Genomic DNA, 21,702 nt, shown 5'->3' on the forward strand with positions numbered 1-21,702 from the left:
CACCTGTCTGCGGCTGGAGGCGAGAGGAAAAACGCGAGAAAAGGAATGGCAGGGGAGGAAGGACTCGAACCCTCGCATGCCGGAATCAAAATCCGGTGCCTTGACCAACTTGGCGACTCCCCTACACAACTTTGAGTCTCGCCGGGAAGTGTAGGACATACCCGGCAAAACGAAACCTATGACGCGAAAGCAAAGAGAGGATGACGTTCCAGACTGCTTGTCACCACGCTCTTCCAGCTTGCCGGGAGTTTGGCTTGCGCCATCTCTGCTTCGGCTCGGCTCGGGAAAGCGGCGAACACGCTTGCTCCAGATCCGGTCATTCGCGCGGGTGCGAGATTGGAAAACCACTCGAGCACCTGTGCAACTTCCGCGTACTTTCTTGCGACTACAGCCTGCATGTCATTTCGACCGAAGCTGTCTGGCCAGTTAGTGTCTGACTTTTGCGCTGCAAGAAAGTCCGTCATTGTGGCGACCTTCGTATCCCTTGTCAAGGCCTTTTCCGAAAAAATCGCCGCGGTCGGGACGTGAACTGAAGGAGTAACTACCAGGAAAGAACGCTTGGGCAGAACGACTGCCTGCAGCGCTTCGCCAACACCTTCTGCAAAAGCATTTTGCCCAAAGACAAAAAACGGCACGTCCGCGCCGAGTTGCAGGGCGAGATTCTGCAGAATTTCACGCGAAAGATCAACACCCCAGAGACGATTCAACGCTAAAAGAGTCGTTGCCGCGTCGGAACTTCCTCCACCAAGCCCCGCGCCCATTGGCAGATGCTTGTCGATCTCGAGCTCGACGCCAAAGCGACTGCCGGTGTGCTTCTGCAGCAGGCGCGCCGCGCGCACGGCCAGATCGTCCGCTTCGGGTACGCCCGGCACGAGCGTCTTGCGCGTAACGATGCCGTCATCGCGTCGCTTGAAGTGCAGCATGTCTCCCCAGTCGAGCAACTGGAAGACAGTCTGCAGCGAGTGATAGCCATCCGGACGACGGCCCGTGATGTGCAAAAAGAGGTTCAGCTTCGCGGGCGCGAGGCAGTTGCGAAGCGAGTCGTGAGTCGATGACATTTCTGATGCGAAGGCGTTATTGATCGAGCACCAGCTTGATATCGAGCGGCGGTTCCGAGCGGACCAGGTTCACGCGCTTGACGCCCGTCGCGGGCGCGTCGGCATAGGCGAGATAGTCGATGGTCCAGCCGTCCTGTTTGATCTCTTTGGGGCGGCCGTTGTTGGCTTCGGGATCGAGCGTGGTCTGCGCGCGCGAAGTTGGCGCCGCGGACGGCTGCAGCCAGTAGCGCAAGCCCTCGACCGGCAGCGCGAAGCCGAGCGTGTTCTGCATCAGCTCCGACACGTTCTCGGCGTTCACTGGCGGCCGGTTCGGCAGTTCGAGCGTCGCGAGCGACGGCGACGAAGTGACGATCGCCATGGTCTGGCCGAGCGGGTTGCGCAACTGGAGCGTCACGGTGTCCCCGGTTTCCTGCCAGTCGAAGTTGCCGTAGGCGTTGCGCGTCGTGCCGTTCTGGTCGTTGTACTGCACGGCGAAGCGTCCGTGATACGCGCGGCTCGTCTGCGTGGTGAGCGAAGTCGTCTTATCCGATGTGGTCGGCAAACGCGGCTGCAATGCGCAACCGGCAAGCATGAACACGGTCGCGGCCGTGAAACCGAGCGCGCCTTTGCGCATGAAACCGCGCGACGCGCCGGCAATGAAATCGAAAGCCATCAAAGATCGTTTACCTGAAGTCGTTTGAGCGTTTTGACGAGCGTGTCGTTGTCGGGTTCGAGCTTCTGCGCCTGACGCCACGTGGCGCGCGCCTGATCCTGCTCCCCGGACTTCCACTGCACCTCGCCGAGATGCGCGCCGATCTCCGCGTTCGGCTGAATCTTGTAGGCGTCCGAGAGAATTTTTTCGGCTTCGGCCGCGTTGCCCTGGCGAAAGCGCGCCCAGCCGAGGCTGTCCATGATGAAGGCGTCGTTCGGCGCGAGCGATACCGCCTTCTCGATCAGCTTCACCGCTTCGTCAACACGCTGGTTGCGATCCACGAGCGAGTAGCCGAGTGCGTTATATGCCTGCGGATTGCTCGGGTCCACGCGCATGAGCTTGCGCAACTGCGTTTCCATTACGTCGTAGTGACCGTTCTTTTCGGCGGCCATGGCGTAGTCGTAGGCGAGATCCGGATCGTCCGGGAACGCGGCCACGGCCTTCGCGAGATTCGCTTCCGCTTCGTCGTAGCGATGCGCCTCGAAAAGAATCGCCGAGTCGGTGCGCGCGAGCAGTGCGAGGTCGCGCGGATCGGAACTTTGCAGGCCATTGAGAAGCGATCGCGCTTCATCCACCTTGCCTTGCTTCGCGAGCAGTTGCGCGCGCGTGATCTGCGCGGGCAAATACTGCTGGCTCGTGCGCGGAATCTTGTCGAGCCACTGGCTCGCTTGCGCCTCGTCCTTCTGTTCGAGCGACAGTTGTGCGAGGTAGATGTAAGCCTGTCCCGGATCGCCGTTGGGCGACGCCTCCGCAGCCTGCGCGTACTGCTTGAGCAGGTCCTGCGCCTTGTCGAACTGCTTCTTCTGAATGTCGATGAGCGCGAGCGCCATGAGCGGCGTCAGATCTTTCGAGTCGTTCTTGCGCATGATCTCGAACTGCTTCTGCGCGTCGTCGAGCCGGTCCGACGACAGATACAACTGCGCCAGCGCGAGCCGCGCGTCATGCGACTTCGGATTCTTGTCGAGATACTTCTCGAACGAAGCGATGCCTTCCTTGCGCTCTTCCGGGCCCATGCGCGCGAGCGTGAGCGCCGCGGGCAAGTAATCCGGGCGCAGCTTCAACGCCTTTTCCAGCGATGCCTTCGCGCCCGGCTGGTCGTCCGCGAGCAACTGCTGACGGGCGAGCGCGAGTTGCGTTTCGGGCAGATCCAAGTCGTTCGCGGAGAGATCCTTCAGGACATTCAGGCCGCCTACGCGATTCGGTCCGCGTGCAAGCAGCGTCTGCAACGAAAGAATGGCTTCGCCGCGTTGCTCGGCCGGAACCTTGGCGAGTTCGTTTTGCAGCGTGGGCTTCGCGTCGTCGGGCTTGCCGGACACGATCAACAACGAAGCGCTCAACTGCGCGGCGCGCTCGGAATGCGGCGCAAATTGCTGCCAAAGCTGCGCGGAGGTCATTGCGTCGGTGGGGCTCTGCGCGGCAATGGCGATTTCCGTGGCGCGCTGAGCGAAGCGCGGATCATGCGTGTCACGCGCGAGCGAGAGGTAAGTCTGGTAGGCGGGCGCGGCCTGGCCGCGCTGCAAGGCGACTTCCGCCGCCAGAACCTGAAAGACGATCTGGCTGGATGCCGCCACGTTCGGCAAGTCCTGCGACTCCGCGTTATTGACAGGCGCGGTCAGAAGATCAGACGCGTTTTGCGCCGCGGCCTGATCGTCGGTGCTCGGCACGGGTGTCGCGTTCGGTACCTGAGCGTGCGCGGGCGTGAAGGCGATCGCGGACAATGCAACTGCAATCGCGCCGGCCATGCGCGTGAACCGCGCCCTTGACGGTGCATGCGATCGGATGAGGCCGGCCTGACGCAACGTATTCAGTTTGATTTCGAACGGGTTCATGGAAATCCAGACGATGTTTCGGTCGATTGTAACGCGGTGGCTAAAATACCGGCACACTCGTCCCAGCAAGACGCTCTCCAGGAAATATGCCAGAACTGCCGGAAGTAGAAGTCACCCGTCGCGGAATCGAACCTTATGTCGCCGGAAGGCGCGTCGAGCATGTCGATGTGCGTACGCCCGCGCTGCGCTGGCCCATTCCGGCGCATCTCGCAAAGACGCTCGCGCGCCTGAAAATAGAGAAGGTCGAAAGGCGCGGCAAATATCTGCTGTTCGAGACGGCCGAAGGCTGGCTCATCGTGCATCTCGGCATGACAGGCACGCTGCGCGTCTTGCGTAACGTGCCGCGCCCACCGGATGCCGCCAAGCACGATCACGTCGATATCGTGTTCGATGACTTCATCCTGCGCTTTCGCGATCCGCGTCGCTTCGGCGCGATTCTGTGGCACGCACGCGCCGATGGCGACGTGCTCGCTCATCCCTTGCTCGCGAGTCTCGGCGTCGAACCGTTCTCGCCCGAATTCTCGGGCGCGCTGCTGTTTCGCGCGACGCGCGGGCGCAAGGTGTCGGTGAAGCAGGCGCTGCTTGCGGGTGGAATCGTCGTGGGCGTGGGCAATATCTACGCGTCGGAGAGCTTGTTTCGCGCGGGCATTCGTCCGACGACTGCCGCCGGGCGCATCTCGCTCGTGCGCTACGATCTGCTCGCCGATGCCGTGCGCGTGACGCTCGCGGCGGCGATCGAAAAGGGCGGCAGCACGCTGCGCGACTTTGTCGGCAGCAATGGCGAATCGGGCTACTTCCAGCTCGACTATTTCGTCTATGATCGCGCCGGATTGCCCTGCCATGTTTGCGGCACCGCCATCAAGCAAATCGTCCAGGGGCAACGCTCGACGTACTTCTGCCCGCGCTGCCAACGTTGAACACAATGCTCGCTCTTACAGACTTTTCCGCGCGCCTGATCGCGTGGCAACGCATTCACGGCCGTCACGACCTGCCGTGGCAGAACACGCGCGATGCTTACCGCATCTGGCTCTCGGAGATCATGCTGCAGCAGACGCAGGTCAGCACGGTCATTCCGTACTACGCGCGTTTTCTCGAACGTTTCCCGACCGTGACTGCGCTCGCGGACGCCCCGATCGACGACGTGATGGCGCTCTGGGCCGGGCTCGGATATTACTCGCGCGCGCGCAATCTGCATCGCTGCGCGCAGGTCGTGGCGTTCGAACACGGTGGCGCGTTTCCGCGCACAGTCGAAGCGCTCGCGGAATTGCCGGGCATCGGCCGATCGACGGCGGCGGCGATTGCATCGTTCGCGTTCGCCGCACGCGCGACGATCCTCGATGGCAACGTGAAGCGTGTGCTTGCGCGCGTGTTCGGCGTCGAAGGTTTTCCGGGCGAAAAGCGTGTGGAGAACGCAATGTGGACGCTCGCCGAATCGCTCTTGCCCGATGCCGCCAACAAGGATGAAGTCACCGCCTACACGCAAGGCCTGATGGACCTCGGCGCGACGCTGTGCGTGCGCGGCAAGCCCGATTGCGCGCGCTGTCCGTTCGCGCCGGATTGCGTGGCGAACGTGGAAGGACGTCAGCGCGAGTTGCCGGCGGCGCGTCCGAAGAAAGCGGTGCCGACGCGCAAGACGTGGATGCTGGTGCTGAAAGACGGCGATTCGATCCTGCTAGAAAAGCGTCCGCCGACGGGAATCTGGGGCGGTCTCTGGAGCTTGCCCGAAGCCGCCGACGAAGCCGCGCTCGCGGCCGTGGCGCACAGTTTTGGCGGCGACGCGCACTTGCAGCGGCTTGCGCCGCTTTCGCATACGTTCACGCATTTCAAACTGGAAATAGAGCCGCGTCTCGGCGAAACCCGTGGCACGCCGCGCGAACTGAACGACGCGCAAACCGTCTGGGCGCCGCTTTCGCGGCTCGATGCGTTCGGCGTTCCCGCGCCCGTTCGCAAGCTGCTCGACGGGCTCACCGGCTCGCTCATCTGAAGCGCTAAAGCAGTTGATGATGCTGCATGTAGTGATGCACGACGTCGATACGCGCGCCGGCATCCATCAGTTCCATGAGCTTCTGGCGCGCGCGCATGGGAATCGGCAGGATTTCGGCAAGACGGTTCGACACCCAGGTGGGGTCGTCGAAGAGATAGGGCTCGACGAACGGAAGGTTCTGCGGCTCGCGCGTTTTGATGGTCTCGATGATGCGCTCCAGCACCTCCGCGCACGCGCCGAACTTGGCGAGCGTTTCGGCGCCATGCAGCGGCTGATCCTCGCCCAGCACTTCCGCCGTTCCAACCAGCAGATTGCTCGGGTCGACGCGATGCGTCACGAGCCGAAAGCGTTCCGTTCCGCGCGCCTGCACGAGCAGGAGGCCGAAGGTATCGACATCGCATTCCGTGATTTCGGCAAGACAGCCGATGCTTTCCGGCACCGACGGATCTCCCGGCGACGCGATCTCATGACCGCTCTTTAACAGGCACACGCCGAACGGCGACTTCTCGCGCAGACACGAACGCGCCATGTCGAGATAACGCGCCTCGAAAATCTTGAGCGGCAGCAGGCCGCCGGGAAAGAGGACGGTGTGAAGCGGAAACAGCGGCAAGTCGGCTAGAACGGGGTTCGAGGACATTGCGCGCCTCCAGTTTGCGACCGCCGACGCGGCGATCAGGTTCGCGTGTGGATTGCGCTGTCATCCACGGGGATGGGCGCGTCACGATGCCGCACGATCACATTGGCGTCGCCGCGAAAGCGCGCGGCCAGCGCCTGTGCGATGTACACCGAGCGATGTTGCCCGCCCGTGCAGCCGATCGCAACCGTGAGATAGCTGCGGTTATCGTCGCGAAAGCGCGGCAGCCATTTGCCGACGAATTCGCCAATGTCGTCGATCATCTCGCCGACCATGGGCTGCGCCGAAAGATAGTCGATGATCGGCTGATCGAGGCCCGTGAACGGGCGCAACTCGCGGTCGTAATAAGGATTCGGCAGTGTGCGCACATCGAAAACAAGATCGGCGTCGAGCGGCACGCCGCGCTTGAAGCCAAACGATTCGAACATGAGGGTGAGGTCGGCGGCATCGGTTTCGACGAAGCGCTTGACCCACGCGCGCAGGACGTTCGCGCGCAAATTGCTGGTGTCGATCTGATGGCCGTATTCGGCCAGGTCGGCCACGAGTTCGCGTTCCCGCTCGATGGCTTCCGCGAGCGAGTTGAGCACGCCGACATCGGCCTCGTGCATGGGTGAACCGGAAAGCGGGTGACGGCGACGCGTCTCGGAGAAGCGCTGAATGAGCGACTGCGTGCTTGCGTTGAGGAACAACACGCGCAGGTCGTACTTGCTAGACAGTGTGTGGATGATGCCGGGGACATCGTCCAGGGAATGGCTCGAACGCGCGTCGATGGCGACGGCGAGACGCTGCTGTCCTTCGCTCGACAGGTAATCGGCCAGTTCGGGCAAGAAGCGCGGCGGCAGATTGTCGACGCAGTAGTAGCCGCCGTCCGCGAGAGCGTTCAGCGCAACCGATTTGCCAGAGCCGGAGATGCCGGTGATCAGGATGATACGCATGGGCTTCGCTTCAATTGCCTTATCTTAGCACTGGCTTCGGGTCCGTTTTTTCGCGCTTCGAGCGTGAACTCGGGCGGGAAATCAGATCAGTTTGCCGGGGAACTGGCTATCCGGGTCCTGCATGGCGAGCCGCTGACGGTCCATGAAGTCCCGCAACGTGTCGATGCCGCGCAATTGCAGGATCGTATTGCGTACCGCCGCTTCTACCAGCACAGCAAGGTTTCGGCCCGCGGCGACTTGAATCGTCACTTTGCTGATCGGCAGACCGAGGACATCCACGGTCTGACTTTCCAGCGGAAGCCGTTGGAACTCGCCATCCGGCCGACGAACCAGTTGCACGATCAGCTTGAGTTTCATTTTGCGGCGCACGGCGGTCTCGCCGAAAATCGTCTTGATGTCCAGCAGACCGAGACCGCGCACTTCGAGCAGATTTTGCAGCAGGGGCGGGCAGCGCCCTTCGACGAAATCAGGACCAAGGCGCACGAAATCCACGGCGTCGTCGGCCACCAGACCGTGACCACGGCTGATCAACTCCAACCCGAGTTCGCTTTTGCCGAGGCCGGAGTCGCCGGTCAGAAGCACTCCCATACCCAGAATGTCGATGAACACGCCATGCAGCGTGGCGCGTGGCGCGAGAATGCGTGACATGTAAGCGCGCAGACTGTCGATGACCGCGGCCGCGGACATGCGCGTCGTGAAAAGCGGTGTGGACGATCGCGTGCAGCGCAGCACGAGTTCCGGCGGCGCGCCGACTTCGCCGGCCACCACGAGAAACGGCGGTTCCAGTGCGATCAGTTCGGCCATGTGGCGCGAACGGTCTTCGTCGGACTGGCGCTGGTAGTAGTTGATCTCGGCGTCGCCGAGCACCTGGATACGGTTGGGGTGAATCAGATTCAGGTGGCCGACCAGGTCCGCGCTGGAGGTCGCGTTGGCAACGGTTTCGCTCGAAAACCCGCGTTCCCAGCCTTCGTGCCCAGTCAGCCAACTGAGCTTCAAAGTGGCGGCGTTGTCGTCGAAAATGCTTTGGGCGTTGATGCTGGACGTATCCATGAGGCCGGAACTCCGTTGGAAGCCGGGAGCAGCCAACGCGCGCCGAAGCGAATTGCTTCAATCAGCCGCATGGTGCTGCATTTTACTGCGTTTGACCCGCGTTCAGACCGCGTTTGAAACGATTGTGCCGCAGAAGCACCGCATAAGCGAGACGCCCCAAAAAGCCTGGAAAGGGCGGCTGACCTGCTGCAAATGCGGCTCTCGGCAGTGCGAGCGCGCCGCTTATGGCTGCCACTGCGTGAGGACCTGATACAGGGCCTCGCGATTTTCTTCCTTGTGCAAACGCTCGCGCGCTTCGCTGTCGGAGAGTAATTGCGCGATCTCCGAGAGAATTTCAAGATGCTGCTGGGTCGCCTGCTCGGGCACGAGCAGGAAGATCAGGAGGGAAACCGGCTGCCCGTCGGGCGATTCGAACGCGACAGGCTCCGCCAGGCGCACGAAGGCGGCGAGCGGCTGCTTCAGCCCCTTGATGCGGCCATGCGGAATGGCGACGCCTTCGCCAAGGCCAGTCGAGCCGAGACGCTCACGAGCGAAGAGATTGTCGGTGACGATGCTGCGGGCGATGCCGTTCTGGTTCTCGAAAATCAGACCCGCCTGCTCGAATACACGCTTCTTGCTGGTAACGGCCAGTCCGAGAACCACGTTCTCGATGGGAAGAAATTTAGCTAAACGATTCATGTTGGCAGGCTGATGCGTGGCCTGATAGCTCCTCATCGTGGCTACTGTAAGCGCTCACGGCGACGATCGGACGGAAAATGCGCTTGGGCTTCCTGCAGCGTATCTGTTTGGTTAACCCCTGTAACAACCGGGCCATTATAGAACAGGGTAATGCGTCATGGTGCGGCGCGCCATCGCCCTATTTGCAACTCAATGTGCAGTACAAAACCCGGGAAATCAATGGCTTGTGCTGACTCGTAACCCGTTGCCAACAAAAAAGCCGCCAAGGCGGGCGGCTTTGCTCTGGTCTGTGCTCTCGATGACTGTTCGGCCAAGGTTGGAGGATTTCCTCCAAACCCGCCCACCGGCTGGCGGCGGGCACGTGCAAAACGACTTCGGATCACGCGACGCGCCGCATTCAGGGCGACGGCGCTTCCAGTTCTTGCGCTTCGGCGCGGTACTTGATGGCCTCGTGAGCGTGGCCCTGGATCTTGTCCTTATGCTTGATGACTTGACGATCCAGCTTGTCCACCATCAGATCGATGGCCGCGTACATATCAACGTCACAACTCTCTATGAAAATGTCCTTGCCCTTCACGTGCAAGTTGATTTCACACTTTTGCCGCTTGTCCTTTTCCCTATGATTGTCGACCGAGAGGACAACGCTGCCGTCGATCACTTGATCGAAGTGACGCAGCACCCTGTCCAGTTTCGTGATCACGTACTCGCGCAACGCAGGCGTCAATTCGAGGTGGTGTCCACTGATCTTCAAGTTCATAGTTGCTCTCCAAGCTGATGGCCGCCAGGCCAAGGCTCGTCCGATACCGGTCGGCGATGCGGCTCCAGAGCGCATGAGCTACGAGCGCGTGAGGAAGGGCGCACCGGCCGGCTCGTCCGCGCATTTGCGCTGCGGCCGGTAAACGTCCGTCGCGACATGCGACAGACTATAGAGACGGGTTAAAGAGACTTGCGCAGATTCACTGCGGGAATTCTCAGTGCCTCGCGATACTTGGCGACAGTGCGCCGCGCAACCACGAAGCCTTGTTCCGCCAGCAGTTCGGCGATGCGGCTGTCTGAAAGAGGAGTTTTAGGGTCTTCCGCTCCTATCAGTTGCTTGATGAGGGCCCGGATCGCCGTGGACGATGCCGCGCCTCCAGTGTCAGTCGAAACATGCGATCCGAAGAAGTACTTAAATTCAAGCGTCCCGAATGGGGTGAGCATGTACTTTCCGGTCGTCACGCGTGAAACCGTCGACTCGTGTAAACCCAGCGTATCAGCTATTTCCCTCAAAACCAAGGGCCGCATGGCGATTTCGCCATGAGCGAAGAAGTTCTTCTGACGCTCGACAATGGCCTGCGCGACGCGAAGAATCGTCTCGAATCTCTGCTGAATATTCTTGATGAGCCAGCGCGCTTCCTGAAGTTGTTGCCGCAACGAACCGCTGCCCGGATCACCACGGTTGTTACGCAAAATGTTCGCGTACAAGTGGTTGATACGCAGCTTCGGCACAATCTCCGGATTCAACTCAGCGGTCCACCCGCCAGACATCTTGCGCACGAGAATGTCCGGTACGACGTAATCGGCTTCGCTCTTGCCATATGCAGCTCCTGGAAACGGCTCCAATGACTTGATTAGCAAATGCGCGTCCCGCAGCGAATCGTCGCTCGCCTTCAGATGCTTGCGCAGACGCGTGAAATCTCGCGCGGCAAGCAATTCCAGATGATTGTTGACGATGTCCAGCGCAAGCGTGCGCGTGGGCGAACCATCCAGTCGCAGCAATTGCAGCTTCAAACACTCGGATGCCGAGCGGCCGCCCACACCGGGCGGATCGAAACTCTGCAGCAAGGCGAGTGCCGCGCTAAGTTCATCGACATCGACTTCAAGTTCGTCGGGCAGATCGGCCTGGACTTCTTCGAGCGTGGCCGTGAGATAACCGTCTTCGTCCAATGACTCGATTAGGAACGTAATCAGCGCGCGATCGCGCTGGTTCGCCGACGTCATGCGCAACTGCGCGGTCAGATGGTCACGCAGCGTCGTGGTCGATTCGTGGATTTGCAGCGGCGGGAGATCGTCGTCGTCGGAGGCGTTATTCGAACGGCCATAGTCTTCGAGGTTCCACGAACTCGAATCCGCGCCGTTGTCGGAGCCCATGCCGTTGTATTCGTCGACACCTTGCGGCTCGCCATTCTCCGAGCGATCGGAACTCGATGTGCTCGATGACGAGCCGTTGCTCATCATGGGTTCGGGCGCCGAATTGTTCGAAGCGGGAGACGAGATCAGCGAGCCGTCTGCCGCGACGCGCAGCGGGCTTGCAATCCAGTCGTCCTCGTTCTCGAGCAGCGGATTTTGCGCGATGGCCATCGCCACTTCCTGCTGCAATTCGAGCGTCGACAACTGCAGCAGCCGGATGGACTGCTGCAGTTGTGGGGTCAGCGCAAGATGCTGCGATAGTCGGAGTTGGAGGCTGGCTTTCATGGCAAATTTTTATTCATTGTAGAGAGTTTGCCACGCGCGCGAAACCTCGCGGCGAATCCAAAAAAGCGTGTGCCGCCTCGGTGGGCGGCACGTAAAAATTGCACTTGCGACTTGATGCGGCGCGGTACACGCGCCTTTCGTCCTACGCGTTACATGCGGAAATGCTCACCCAGATAAACGCGCCGCACGTTTTCATTCTCGATGATCTCGCTCGGCGCACCCGCTGCCAGCACGCTGCCATCGCTGATGATGTACGCGTGGTCGCAAATGCCGAGCGTCTCGCGCACGTTGTGGTCCGTGATCAGCACGCCGATGTTGCGCTGCTTCAGAAACTTCACGATCTTCTGGATTTCCAGCACCGCGATAGGATCGACGCCCGCGAACGGCTCGTCGAGCAGGATGAAGCTCGGGTTAGTTGCAAGCGCGCGCGCAATTTCAACGCGCCGGCGCTCGCCGCCCGACAGCGACAATGCCGGATTCTCACGCAGATGCGCAATCTGCAGTTCATCGAGCAGGGCTTCGGCGCGCTGTGTAATGGCGTCTTTGAACAGGCGTTTGCCCGTTTCGTCCGTCTGCAGTTCGAGCACCGCACGAATGTTCTGCTCGACGGTGAGCTTGCGAAACACCGAGGCTTCCTGCGGAAGATACGACAAACCGAGATGCGCGCGCTGGTGAATGGGCAGAAGGCTGATCGAGGTATCGTCGAGCACGATTTCGCCCGCGTCGAGCGGCACGAGGCCGACGATCATATAAAACGACGTAGTCTTGCCTGCGCCGTTCGGCCCGAGCAGACCGACGACTTCGCCGCTCTTCACATCGAGCGACACGTCTTTCACCACGGTGCGCGAGCCGTAACGCTTCTTCAGATTGCGCACGACCAGCGAGCTCGACTGGCCTTCCGGCTTACGGTGGGGCATGGCTGGCGAGTTCACTGCTGCGGCGTTCCCTTTAGAGTGTTCGACGGTGCAAGCGTGGCGGGCGGGCCATCCAGCGACGCCGCGTTGCCGCTGCGCGGCGCGAGCATGGCGCGCACGCGGCCGGTCGGATTGCCTGGTGAGGCCACGTCCTTGCCAGCGGTTGCCGTGTAGAAGTCTTTCTGACCGTCGTAGGTGATGACGCTGCCGTGCACTTCGTCCTGCACCTTGGTCAGGCCTTGCAGGCGGCGCACGGTGGCGCGCGTCGTGAGTTTGGTGAAGTCGTTCTTGCCGTCGTAGTCGATACGAACCGCGTTGCCGTCGATGTACTCGTCGAGGCCATCGCGCTTTTGACGGAAGTACGAGAGATTGTTGCCGGTCGAGGTGCCGGTCGCGTACTGATAGCCCTGTGGATCTTGCGTGACATCGACGCGATCCGCCTTGATGACGATCGTGCCTTTGGTCGCAACGACGTGACCGGTGAACACGTTCTTCTGGTTCAGGTCGTCGTAGGACATGTTGTCCGCTTCGATGTTGAGCGGCTTGTCGCGGTCGGCCTTTTCGGCGTGCGCCGGAGTTGGCAGCGCCAGCATCGCGGTGAGCGAAGTCAGCGAGACCAGGGCGGCCGCGAGCCCGGCCCGCACGGCGTGCGCGGTGCGGCGCGCGAACATTGCGCGCGTGTGGCCGCCATCGGGACGAGGGAAGCTTTGGTTCATGCAGTCACAAAATTCGGAAGGATTTGCCGGGATAACTAGGTTACTTTGACGAGCCGCCATTGATGTCCGACGCGGCTATCGCGCCGCGCACGTTACCAAAGAGCTTCATTTCCCGGGTCACGTTGTTGTAGTTCATGCCGTTGGCCGTCATCACGGACGGGCCGCGCTGAAGTCTAACCGGTTTTTCCGTCTCGATGACATCGTCGTTGACCAGCACGCGAAAATGCTGCGAATCCGCCTGCATCTGCGGATCGCCGAAACCGGCTGCGCGCAGGATGCGGGCGTTGTCGTAGAGATCGACGATGGACACGTCGCCGTTCACCGTGCCGCGCTGCGCCGTCGCCGTGACGGTGGGCTTTTGCGGCTGGAACATGCGCATGGCGGGCAGCGTCAGGTCGCTGTTTTCGTCGTCTTCGTAATGCACCATGGACTTGGCCGTGAGGCGATACTGCGTCGTGCCCGAGGTATCGAGTTCGGAGACGGAAAAATTCTCGGCGAAGTAATCGGCGGTATGACGCTTTGGCTGCTCGGGCGCGGGCGCACCGGACGGCAGCGTGCTCTGCAGAAGCCAATAGGTGATGCCCGCGAGCGCCGCCATGGCGACGAGCGGCAGTAAGGAGGAGAAACGGCCGGGACGAGGCATTGGCTTATTCTCCGAGCGCCGCGGCGAGCAGCGCGTCGTAGCGGTTCTGCGCGCGCAAGATGACGTCGCAGACTTCGCGCACCGCGCCTTGACCGCCACGCGCTTCGGCCACGAAATGCACGCGTTGGATCACTTCCGGATGCGCGTTCGCCGGCGCGGCCGCGAAACCGCAGCGGCGCATCACGGCGAGGTCGGGCCAGTCGTCGCCCATGTAGCCGGATTCGTCGGCGGCTATTTTGGTCGCGGCGAGCAACTCGGCGAGGGCAACGGTCTTGTCCGCTACGCCCTGATAAAGATGCGTGACGCCCAGTTCCTTCGCGCGCGCCGCGACGATGCCCGACTTGCGGCCCGTGATGATCGCCGTCTGCACGCTGACCGACTGAAGCATCTTCACGCCGTGGCCGTCGAGCGAGTTGAACGATTTCATCGCGTCGCCTTCGGCGGTGAAGAAGAGGCTGCCGTCGGTGAAGACACCGTCGACATCGAAAATCATGAGCTTCACGCGGCTCGCGCGTTCGATAGCGGACGCGGCGGATGCGTCAGAAGCGGCGGAAGAAGGCGTTTGCGCCATCAGATCACCTTCTTGGAAAAGAGGTCGTGCATGTTCAGCGCGCCGATCAGTGTCGCGTCGGCGTCCACGACCAGCATCTGATTGATACGAAAGCGCTCCATCAGTTCCACGGCTTCGACGGCAAGATGGTCGGGACCGATCGTGCGCGGATTACGCGTCATGACATCGGCGAGTTTCAGCGCGCGGAAATCGCCGTCGCGCTGCAGGATGCGACGCAGGTCGCCGTCCGTGAAGATGCCTTCCACGTGACGATCGCCGTTGATGACCGCCGTCATGCCCATGCGCTTGGCTGTGATCTGAAAGAGCGCGTCCGATACCGTGGCGTCGAGCGAGACGACCGGCACTTCGTCGCCCACGCGCATTACGTCGCGCACATAAGTCAGGAGGCGCCGGCCGAGCGCGCCGCCCGGATGCGAACGCGCGAAATCCTCGGGACCGAAGCCGCGCGCATCGAGCACGGCGACGGCGAGGGCATCGCCCATGGCAAGCGCGGCCGTGGTGCTGGCCGTGGGCGCGAGATTCATGGGACACGCTTCCTTTTCGACGCGCACGTTCAGATGCATGTCCGCAAGTTGCGCGAGGCTGGATTCGGGCCGTCCCGTAATGGCGATGAGTTTTGCGCCAAGACGCTTGATGAGCGGCAAAATAGCGACGAGTTCCTCGGTTTCGCCCGAGTTGGACAACGCGATGAAGATGTCGTCGGCCGTGACCATGCCCAGGTCGCCATGGCTCGCCTCAGCCGGATGCACGAAGAACGCCGGCGTGCCCGTGCTTGCGAGCGTGGCGGCGAACTTGCGCGCCACGTGTCCCGACTTGCCGATGCCGGACACGACCACGCGCCCGCGGCAGGCAAGCAGCGTTTCGACTGCGTTCGTGAAGTTTTCGTCGAGAAGTTCTGAAAGCCCGCGAACGGCGTCGGCTTCGATCTGGATCACGTCGCGAGCGAGTCCCAGTGCCCGGTCGCCATTGATTTTCGCTATCATGCGCGGAGTATAGCAAAGGCGTTTCTTCGCCGCGCCGCTCAAGGGCGTGACGCGCCGCCGCCTATCCGCCCCCGCAGGCCCCGGCGTCAGGGGCCTTTCCACGACACCGTCGCGCGGCCTTCGCGCGTGCCGGAATGCCGACGAACGAGGACGCTGGACGGATGATTTCTCCGCTCGAAATGACGCTGTTGTTGCTGCTCTGCTCAGTGGCAGGCGTCGTCGTATTTCGCTTTTTCAATTTGCCGCCGATGCTCGGTTATCTGACCGTCGGCATCATCGTGGGTCCGCATGCGGCCGGCATCGCGCCGGATAGCGACCGCGCCCAGCATCTCGCCGAATTCGGCGTGGTGTTCCTGATGTTTTCCATCGGACTCGAATTCTCGCTGTCGAAGCTGCGCTCGATGCGGCGCATCGTGTTCGGACTCGGCGCGAGCCAGGTCGGGGCGACCATCGTGCTTGCGCTGCTGTTCGGGTGGATCGCCAACTTTTGGATTCCGATGTCCTGGCAGGCGAGCTTCGCGCTCGGCGGCGCGTTGTCGATGTCCTCGACCGCGATCGTCAGCAAGCTGCTCGCGGAACGGCTCGAACTCGAATCGGAGCACGGTCGCAACATCTTCGGCGTGCTGCTGTTCCAGGATCTGGCGGTGGTGCCGCTGCTCATCATCATCGCGGCGTTCGGCAACGGCAATTCGTCGCAACTCGCGATGTGGCTCGGCATCGCGGCGATCAAGATCGTGGTCGCGTTGACGGTGCTGCTGTTCATCGGCCAGAAGTTCATGACGCGCTGGTTCGATCTGGTCGCGCGCCGGCGCTCGCAAGAGCTCTTTATGCTGAACCTGTTGCTGGTGACGCTCGGCGCCGCGTTCATCACCGACAAGTTTGGGCTGTCGCTTGCGCTCGGCGCGTTCATCGCGGGCATGTTGATCGCCGAGACACCTTACCGGCATCAGGTGGAAGAGGACATCAAGCCCTTTCGCGACGTGCTGCTCGGGCTTTTCTTCGTGACGACCGGCATGCTCTTGAACCCGCGCGTGATCTGGGAGCATCCGTTTCTCGTGCTCGGCTTTCTGATCCTGCCGATTCTGCTCAAGGCCGTGATGATCACCGGGCTCTCGCGTCTGTTCGGCGCGACGCCGGGCGTCGCCATGCGCACGGGTCTTGGGCTCGCGCAGGCGGGCGAATTCGGCTTCGTGCTGCTGAATCTGATTCTGGATTCGCATCTCGTCGATCCGACCATCCTGCAGGCCATTCTTTCCGCGATGCTGCTGTCCATGCTCGCCGCGCCGTTCATCATCCAGAACGCCGACCGGATCGTGCTGCGGCTGTCGTCGACGGAATGGATGCTGCAATCGCTGCAAATGACGAAGATCGCGACGCAAAGTCTCAAGCAAAGCGGTCACGTGATCATTTGCGGATACGGCCGCGCCGGGCAGAATCTCGCGCGCATGCTGGAGCAGGAAGGCATTTCCTACGTGGCGCTCGACCTCGACCCGGATCGCGTGGCGGCAGCGGCGGCGGCCGGCGAATCGGTCGTGTTCGGCGATGCCGGGCGCCGCGAATCGCTGCTCGCGGCGGGTCTGCATCGCGCGGCGACGGTCGCGATCACTTACGCGAATACGCCATCCGCGATGCGCGTGCTCCACAACATCCACGAACTCGCGCCCACCTTGCCGGTGATCGTGCGTACCGTCGATGACGCCGATCTCGAAAAGCTCACCGCAGCGGGCGCGACGGAAGTGATTCCGGAGATCGTCGAAGGCAGCCTGATGCTGGCGTCGCACACGCTCGTGCTGATGGGCGTGCCGATGCGCCGCGTCGTGCGGCGCGTCGAGGAAATGCGCGACGCGCGCTACAGCATGCTGCGCGGCTACTTCCACGGCGCCGATGACGATGACGACGACGATGGCCACGAGCAGGTACGGCTACAATCCGTACCGATCGACGAGAAATCGGACGCGGTCGGGCATTCGCTCGACGATCTGGGGCTCGTCGGCAACGGTGTCGAGGTCACCGCGATCCGGCGCCACGGCATCCGGGGCGTCGAACCTGCCCCCGACACCAAGCTGCGCGCGAACGACATCGTCGTCTTGCGCGGCATGCCCGAAGGGCTCGCGCAAGCCGAAGAGCGGCTTTCGCGCAACCGCCGGGCAGCGTAACTTTTTCTCTTCATCGTCAAGGCGGGCGCGGCCTCACAGCGCGGACTTGGAGAAGTCATGTCCTTTACCCCTACGAACGTCACGCCGGACGCCGCGCGTTTCATCAAGGAGCGCGTGCGCACCGTCGAAAACTGGCCGCAGGCCGGCGTGCAGTTTCGCGACATCACGCCCGTCTTGCAGGACCGGCGCGCGCTGCGCACGTTGATCGACCTGTTCGTGCAGCGTTATATCGATGCAAAACTCGATTCGATCGCCGGTCTCGATGCGCGCGGTTTCATCATCGGGCCGATTCTCGCGTACGAATTGAGCCTTGGTTTCGTGCCGATCCGCAAGAAAGGCAAGCTCCCGTACAAGACGCTCTCACAGTCCTACGAGCTCGAATATGGCAGCGCGACCGTCGAGATTCACGAAGACGCGTGCAAACCGGGCGATCGCATCGTGCTCGTCGACGATCTGGTCGCGACCGGCGGCACCATGATGGCAGGCAAGATTCTGCTGGACCGGCTCGGTGCGGAAGTGGTGGAAGCGGCGGCAATCATCGACTTGCCGGATCTGGGCGGCTCGAAACTGCTGCGTGAAAGCGGCGTGCCGCTTTACACCGTTTGTGAATTCGCGGGGCATTGAGATGCCGAATTTCCTCCTCTTTCTTGCCGCATCGGTGGCGATTACCGTCGCGCCGGGGCCGGACAATCTGCAAGTGCTTGCGCGCGGCATCTCGCAAGGACGGCTTGCGGGCATCGTGGCGGCGCTCGGCTTTGCGTGCGGCGTGATCTTTCACACGACGCTCGCGGCGCTCGGCATTGCGGCGCTCTTGCGCTCTTCGCCGATGGCGTTCGAGGCCGTGAAGCTCGCGGGCGCGGCTTATCTCGTGTGGATCGGCATCAAGGCTTTGCGCAGCCGTGGCATCGCGACCGCGCATGAACGCGCGAGCCAACCGCTTTCGACCGTGTTCCGGCAGAGCGTGATCGGCAACATGCTCAATCCGAAAGTCACGCTGTTCTTTATCGTGTTTCTGCCGCAATTCGTCGATCCGCACGGCGCGCAAAGCGTGATGCTGCAGATGTTCGAACTTGGCGGCGCGTTCATGCTGCAAACGGTCGTGGTGTTCTCGCTCTTCGGCATCGGCGCGGGCATGATCGGTTCGTGGCTCAAGCGCCGTCCGCGCGTGGGCTTGTGGCTGGATCGTCTGGCTGGCGTGACGTTCATCGCGCTCGGGATTCGCGTCGCGTTGAAAGATTGAGGCGGGCGCTTTCGAACGCTCACGAACGCCACGAACACTCACCAGCGCTCACCAGCGCTCACCGAACGCTCACGAGCGCTCACCAACGCTCACCGAACGCTCACGAGCGCTCACCAACGCTCACCAACGCTCAAGCCGCGAGCGCGAAAGCCCAGCCTTCGATTCAATTGGCCGCGCTACAATTTTCGGCCTTTCACGGGCCGCCGAGCCTGCCGGAGCCTTCATGTCCCTGCCTTCGATCGCCGCTGCCCGCCATTTCGACGCCACCCTGCATGTGCCTTTTCTGATCGGCGAGGAGCGCGTCGGCTGGATCCGCGCTTTCGATGTCGCATCGCTCACGCGCTGGCCGAACATCTTCGTAGTCGATGCAACCGCGGTGCGGCTGCATCCATCGCTGAACGACGTCGATGCGCGCACGGCCGCGCTTCACGATGTCATCGACACGCTCGCTCAGCAGGGCAAGATTCCCGGCTGGCGCAACGAAACCTACGCGATTCGCAACGACTTCCAAGCAGCGCCGCTCGCGTTCATCGAACGCGCGGCCTCGCGCTTCTTCGGCACGATGACTTATGCGGTGCATCTGAACGGCATCGTAAAATATCGCGATGGCGCGCCGCGGTTGTGGATCGCGCGCCGCAGCGATACCAAGTCCGTCGATCCCGGCAGGCTCGACAACGTGGTCGCGGGCGGCATCGGCTGGGGTATGGATATCGAGCCGACGCTCGTGAAGGAATGCTGGGAAGAAGCGGGCATGCCGGCCGAACTCGCGTCGACGGCCACGCCCGGCGGCACGCTCCACGTGCTGCAGATGATTCCCGAAGGCACGCAGGCCGAGCAGCTTTTCGTCTACGACATCGAGCTTCCGGACGACTTCACGCCGCAAAATCAGGACGGCGAAGTCGGCGAACATCGCCTGGCGCGCATCGAGGATGTCGCGCGCTGGATAGAGGAAGGCGAATTCACCGTCGATGCGACGCTCGCCACCCTCGATTGCCTGCTGCGCCACCGCTGGATCGACGAGGAAGCGTGCGAAGGCATCGCCGCGCTCTACACGCCGCCATCGCTCTAACAATGATTAAGGAGTAACCGGGTCATGTCGACCGAACATAGTTTCATCCTGAAGTTGTCGTGCCCGGACCGTCCGGGAATCGTGCATGCCGTTTCCGGGTTTCTGTTCAATCTCGGCGCGAACATTCTGGACTCGGCGCAGTTCGGCGACAGCCACACCGGCGAGTTCTTCATGCGCGTGCATTTTCAGGAAGTCGGCGGCGATCCCGGCCTCGATGCGCTGCGCACGTCGTTCGGCGAACTGGCCGAAACGTTCGGCATGCGCTGGGAGTTGCACGATGCATCGGTGAAGCCGCGCGTGGTCATCATGGTGTCGAAGATCGGCCACTGTCTGAACGATCTGCTGTTCCGGTATCGCACGGGCCAGTTGCAGATCGACATCGCGGCTATCGTGTCGAATCACAAGGATTTTTATCAGCTCGCCGCGAGCTACGACATTCCGTTCCATCATCTGCCGCTTCTCAACGGCACGCCGCAGGCGAAGGCCGCGCAGGAAGCGCGCGTGATGGAGATCATCGACCAGAACGATACCGACCTCGTCGTGCTCGCGCGCTACATGCAGATTCTCTCCACCGAAATGTGTGACAAGCTCGCGGGCCGCGCGATCAACATTCATCACTCGTTCCTGCCGAGCTTCAAGGGCGCGAAGCCGTACTATCAGGCGTTCGATCGCGGCGTGAAGCTGATCGGCGCGACCGCCCATTACGTGACGTCCGACCTCGACGAAGGGCCGATCATCGAGCAGGAAGTAGAGCGCGTCGATCACAACATGACGCCGGATCAACTGACCGCCATTGGCCGCGATGTCGAATGCGTGACGCTCGCGCGCGCGGTGAAGTGGCATGTGGAGCATCGCGTCGTGCTGAATGGGAGCAAGACGGTGGTGTTCCGGTAAGCATCGCCGTCAAAACGAGAAACCCCGCTGAATTCAAAGATTCAGCGGGGTTTTTTTATGTCGATGCACGCTTCAGACGAGCCGCAAATAAATCAGTTCGCGCTTGATATACGCGTAGAAAATCGGCGCGGCGATTACGCCCGGAAGACCGAACGCGGCTTCCATCGCGAGCATGGCGAGCAGCAGTTCCCACGCGCGCGCCTCGATCTGCCCGCCGATGATGCGCGCGTTCAGGAAATACTCGAGCTTGTGAATGACGATGAGAAAGCCGAGCGACGCCACCGCCGTGCCGAACGAAACCGACAATGAAATCCCGACAATGATGGTGTTGGAAATGAGATTGCCGATTACCGGCAGCAGACCGACGATGAACGTGATCAGCACGAGCGTCTTCGACAGCGGCAAACGCTCGTGAAAGAGCGGCAACGCGACCAGCAAATACAGCGCGGTGAAAACCGCGTTGATCGCCGAAATCTTGATCTGCGCGAAGACGATGCGGCGGAAGGCATCCGAGAAGCGCGACACGCGCGTGACGAGCGCGGTGGATAACGGCAACCGATGCGCCTGCTTCGGCGCTCCGACCGCGATGATCGCGCCAATGATCATGCCGATCAGAATATGCCCGAAGCCGCGCGCCATTTCCTTGCCGCCTTGCTGCAATTGCTCGGCGTGCTTGTGCATGAGGTCGGCGGCGCGGTCTTTCATCTGATCGGCATCGACCGGGAGGTAATTGGCGATCCAATCCGGCACGCGCAGCCTTGCGTGCGACGTGATGCTCATCAACTGATCCAGCAATTTTTGCAGACTCGGCACGTCTTGCTGGAAGTGCTCGATGATGGCTATCGTCGCGAACGTGAGCCCGCCGATGATGATCGTGGAGATGATGACGACGGACACCAGCCGCGCGCCGCGGCTCATGACGTGCCGCTCGATCACGGGCGCGATCATGTGAACCAGTTGGAACACCAGCATGCCGGCGAGCAGTCCGCCCAACAACTTGAGCTGCAAAACCAGGTACATACCCGCGAACGCCGCCAGATAGCTGCCGATCTCCACGGCGGACAACTTCGGCATGCTCATGTCGCTCGTCAGCCTGACGGGGCGCGCGGGAAGATCCCGTATGCGTCGCTCCTCGTTGGCCGCTTCGTTGCGCTTCGCCATGACTGCGTTCCTTTTCCCTGCGTGCGACGGTTATTCGTGCCG

The 21,702-nt window shown here is 61.8% G+C and carries 22 protein-coding genes and 1 tRNA gene; 7 read left to right on the plus strand and 16 right to left on the minus strand.

The features are described 5' to 3' along the window. Positions 1 to 46: 46 nt before the first annotated feature. The 4 genes from QCE79_RS01225 to QCE79_RS01240 all read right to left on the minus strand — a co-directional run bounded on the left by QCE79_RS01225 (position 47) and on the right by QCE79_RS01240 (position 3,578). Positions 47 to 123, minus strand: a tRNA-Gln gene (locus QCE79_RS01225). A 53-nt stretch (positions 124 to 176) separates the two neighbouring features. Beyond that, on the minus strand, positions 177 to 1,058 hold the full coding sequence (gene ispE, locus QCE79_RS01230) for a 4-(cytidine 5'-diphospho)-2-C-methyl-D-erythritol kinase (protein WP_309841259.1): 882 nt from the start codon (positions 1,056 to 1,058) through the stop codon (positions 177 to 179). A 16-nt stretch (positions 1,059 to 1,074) separates the two neighbouring features. Further along, entirely contained in the window at positions 1,075 to 1,710 is a 636-nt protein-coding gene (lolB, locus tag QCE79_RS01235) for a lipoprotein insertase outer membrane protein LolB (RefSeq protein ID WP_309841261.1), read from the minus strand. Then, complete coding sequence (locus QCE79_RS01240; RefSeq protein ID WP_250525341.1) at positions 1,710 to 3,578, minus strand: tetratricopeptide repeat protein; 1,869 nt, start codon at positions 3,576 to 3,578, stop codon at positions 1,710 to 1,712. Before QCE79_RS01240 ends, lolB begins: the two co-directional genes overlap by 1 nt. Before the next feature lie 86 nt (positions 3,579 to 3,664). Here QCE79_RS01240 and mutM point away from each other — a divergent pair, with 86 nt between their 5' ends. Both mutM and mutY read left to right on the plus strand, forming a co-directional pair. Then, the gene (gene mutM, locus QCE79_RS01245; RefSeq protein WP_250491739.1) at positions 3,665 to 4,495 is read left to right on the plus strand and encodes a bifunctional DNA-formamidopyrimidine glycosylase/DNA-(apurinic or apyrimidinic site) lyase; all 831 of its coding nucleotides are present in this window, start codon (positions 3,665 to 3,667) and stop codon (positions 4,493 to 4,495) included. A 5-nt stretch (positions 4,496 to 4,500) separates the two neighbouring features. Then, complete coding sequence (gene mutY / locus QCE79_RS01250; RefSeq protein ID WP_244826916.1) at positions 4,501 to 5,562, plus strand: A/G-specific adenine glycosylase; 1,062 nt, start codon at positions 4,501 to 4,503, stop codon at positions 5,560 to 5,562. Positions 5,563 to 5,566: 4 nt separating this feature from the next. On the opposite strand, the gene QCE79_RS01255 is transcribed toward mutY, so the two are convergent. The 11 genes from QCE79_RS01255 to kdsD form a co-directional block, all read right to left on the minus strand. Further along, positions 5,567 to 6,199: an LON peptidase substrate-binding domain-containing protein gene (locus QCE79_RS01255; protein WP_244826917.1), complete on the minus strand. Its 633-nt coding sequence runs from the start codon at positions 6,197 to 6,199 to the stop codon at positions 5,567 to 5,569. Between the two features lie 35 nt (positions 6,200 to 6,234). Beyond that, positions 6,235 to 7,131 (minus strand): RNase adapter RapZ, encoded by an 897-nt coding sequence (gene rapZ, locus QCE79_RS01260; protein ID WP_250462862.1) that lies wholly within the window; start codon positions 7,129 to 7,131, stop codon positions 6,235 to 6,237. Positions 7,132 to 7,212: 81 nt separating this feature from the next. Then, a complete protein-coding gene (gene hprK / locus QCE79_RS01265) occupies positions 7,213 to 8,181 on the minus strand; it encodes an HPr(Ser) kinase/phosphatase (RefSeq protein WP_061172712.1) in 969 nt (322 codons plus the stop codon). A gap of 222 nt (positions 8,182 to 8,403) precedes the next feature. Further along, a complete protein-coding gene (gene ptsN / locus QCE79_RS01270; RefSeq protein WP_244826919.1) occupies positions 8,404 to 8,859 on the minus strand; it encodes a PTS IIA-like nitrogen regulatory protein PtsN in 456 nt (151 codons plus the stop codon). Positions 8,860 to 9,256: 397 nt separating this feature from the next. Continuing rightward, on the minus strand, positions 9,257 to 9,616 hold the full coding sequence (gene hpf / locus QCE79_RS01275) for a ribosome hibernation-promoting factor, HPF/YfiA family (protein WP_244826921.1): 360 nt from the start codon (positions 9,614 to 9,616) through the stop codon (positions 9,257 to 9,259). Positions 9,617 to 9,795: 179 nt separating this feature from the next. Then, positions 9,796 to 11,313 carry an RNA polymerase factor sigma-54 gene (locus QCE79_RS01280; protein ID WP_244826922.1) on the minus strand — a complete coding sequence of 506 codons (1,518 nt, stop codon included), beginning with the start codon at positions 11,311 to 11,313 and terminating at the stop codon, positions 9,796 to 9,798. A 149-nt stretch (positions 11,314 to 11,462) separates the two neighbouring features. Continuing rightward, complete coding sequence (gene lptB / locus QCE79_RS01285) at positions 11,463 to 12,230, minus strand: LPS export ABC transporter ATP-binding protein (protein WP_309841267.1); 768 nt, start codon at positions 12,228 to 12,230, stop codon at positions 11,463 to 11,465. An 11-nt stretch (positions 12,231 to 12,241) separates the two neighbouring features. Next, the gene (lptA, locus tag QCE79_RS01290; RefSeq protein WP_309841269.1) at positions 12,242 to 12,943 is read right to left on the minus strand and encodes a lipopolysaccharide transport periplasmic protein LptA; all 702 of its coding nucleotides are present in this window, start codon (positions 12,941 to 12,943) and stop codon (positions 12,242 to 12,244) included. Positions 12,944 to 12,983: 40 nt separating this feature from the next. Further along, complete coding sequence (gene lptC / locus QCE79_RS01295) at positions 12,984 to 13,586, minus strand: LPS export ABC transporter periplasmic protein LptC (protein WP_244826925.1); 603 nt, start codon at positions 13,584 to 13,586, stop codon at positions 12,984 to 12,986. Positions 13,587 to 13,590: 4 nt separating this feature from the next. After that, on the minus strand, positions 13,591 to 14,157 hold the full coding sequence (locus QCE79_RS01300; RefSeq protein WP_309841271.1) for an HAD family hydrolase: 567 nt from the start codon (positions 14,155 to 14,157) through the stop codon (positions 13,591 to 13,593). Next, entirely contained in the window at positions 14,157 to 15,140 is a 984-nt protein-coding gene (gene kdsD, locus QCE79_RS01305; RefSeq protein WP_244826927.1) for an arabinose 5-phosphate isomerase KdsD, read from the minus strand. Before kdsD ends, QCE79_RS01300 begins: the two co-directional genes overlap by 1 nt. Before the next feature lie 161 nt (positions 15,141 to 15,301). Between kdsD and QCE79_RS01310 the strand changes: the two genes are divergently transcribed. The 5 genes from QCE79_RS01310 to purU all read left to right on the plus strand — a co-directional run bounded on the left by QCE79_RS01310 (position 15,302) and on the right by purU (position 20,499). Next, positions 15,302 to 17,296: a monovalent cation:proton antiporter family protein gene (locus QCE79_RS01310; protein ID WP_250462867.1), complete on the plus strand. Its 1,995-nt coding sequence runs from the start codon at positions 15,302 to 15,304 to the stop codon at positions 17,294 to 17,296. Between the two features lie 57 nt (positions 17,297 to 17,353). Continuing rightward, positions 17,354 to 17,920 (plus strand): adenine phosphoribosyltransferase, encoded by a 567-nt coding sequence (locus QCE79_RS01315; protein WP_244826929.1) that lies wholly within the window; start codon positions 17,354 to 17,356, stop codon positions 17,918 to 17,920. Position 17,921: 1 nt separating this feature from the next. After that, complete coding sequence (locus QCE79_RS01320; RefSeq protein ID WP_309841275.1) at positions 17,922 to 18,536, plus strand: LysE family translocator; 615 nt, start codon at positions 17,922 to 17,924, stop codon at positions 18,534 to 18,536. Positions 18,537 to 18,759: 223 nt separating this feature from the next. Then, positions 18,760 to 19,605, plus strand: a complete 846-nt coding sequence (locus tag QCE79_RS01325; protein WP_250462876.1) for an NUDIX hydrolase family protein — start codon at positions 18,760 to 18,762, stop codon at positions 19,603 to 19,605. A 24-nt stretch (positions 19,606 to 19,629) separates the two neighbouring features. Then, positions 19,630 to 20,499: a formyltetrahydrofolate deformylase gene (gene purU, locus QCE79_RS01330; RefSeq protein WP_250491744.1), complete on the plus strand. Its 870-nt coding sequence runs from the start codon at positions 19,630 to 19,632 to the stop codon at positions 20,497 to 20,499. A gap of 72 nt (positions 20,500 to 20,571) precedes the next feature. Here the strand turns inward: purU and QCE79_RS01335 are convergent, their stop codons facing one another. Beyond that, positions 20,572 to 21,660 (minus strand): AI-2E family transporter, encoded by a 1,089-nt coding sequence (locus QCE79_RS01335; RefSeq protein ID WP_244826933.1) that lies wholly within the window; start codon positions 21,658 to 21,660, stop codon positions 20,572 to 20,574. Positions 21,661 to 21,702: the final 42 nt, after the last annotated feature.

This window comes from Caballeronia sp. LZ003 (genome assembly GCF_031451465.1).
Lineage (GTDB): Bacteria > Pseudomonadota > Gammaproteobacteria > Burkholderiales > Burkholderiaceae > Caballeronia.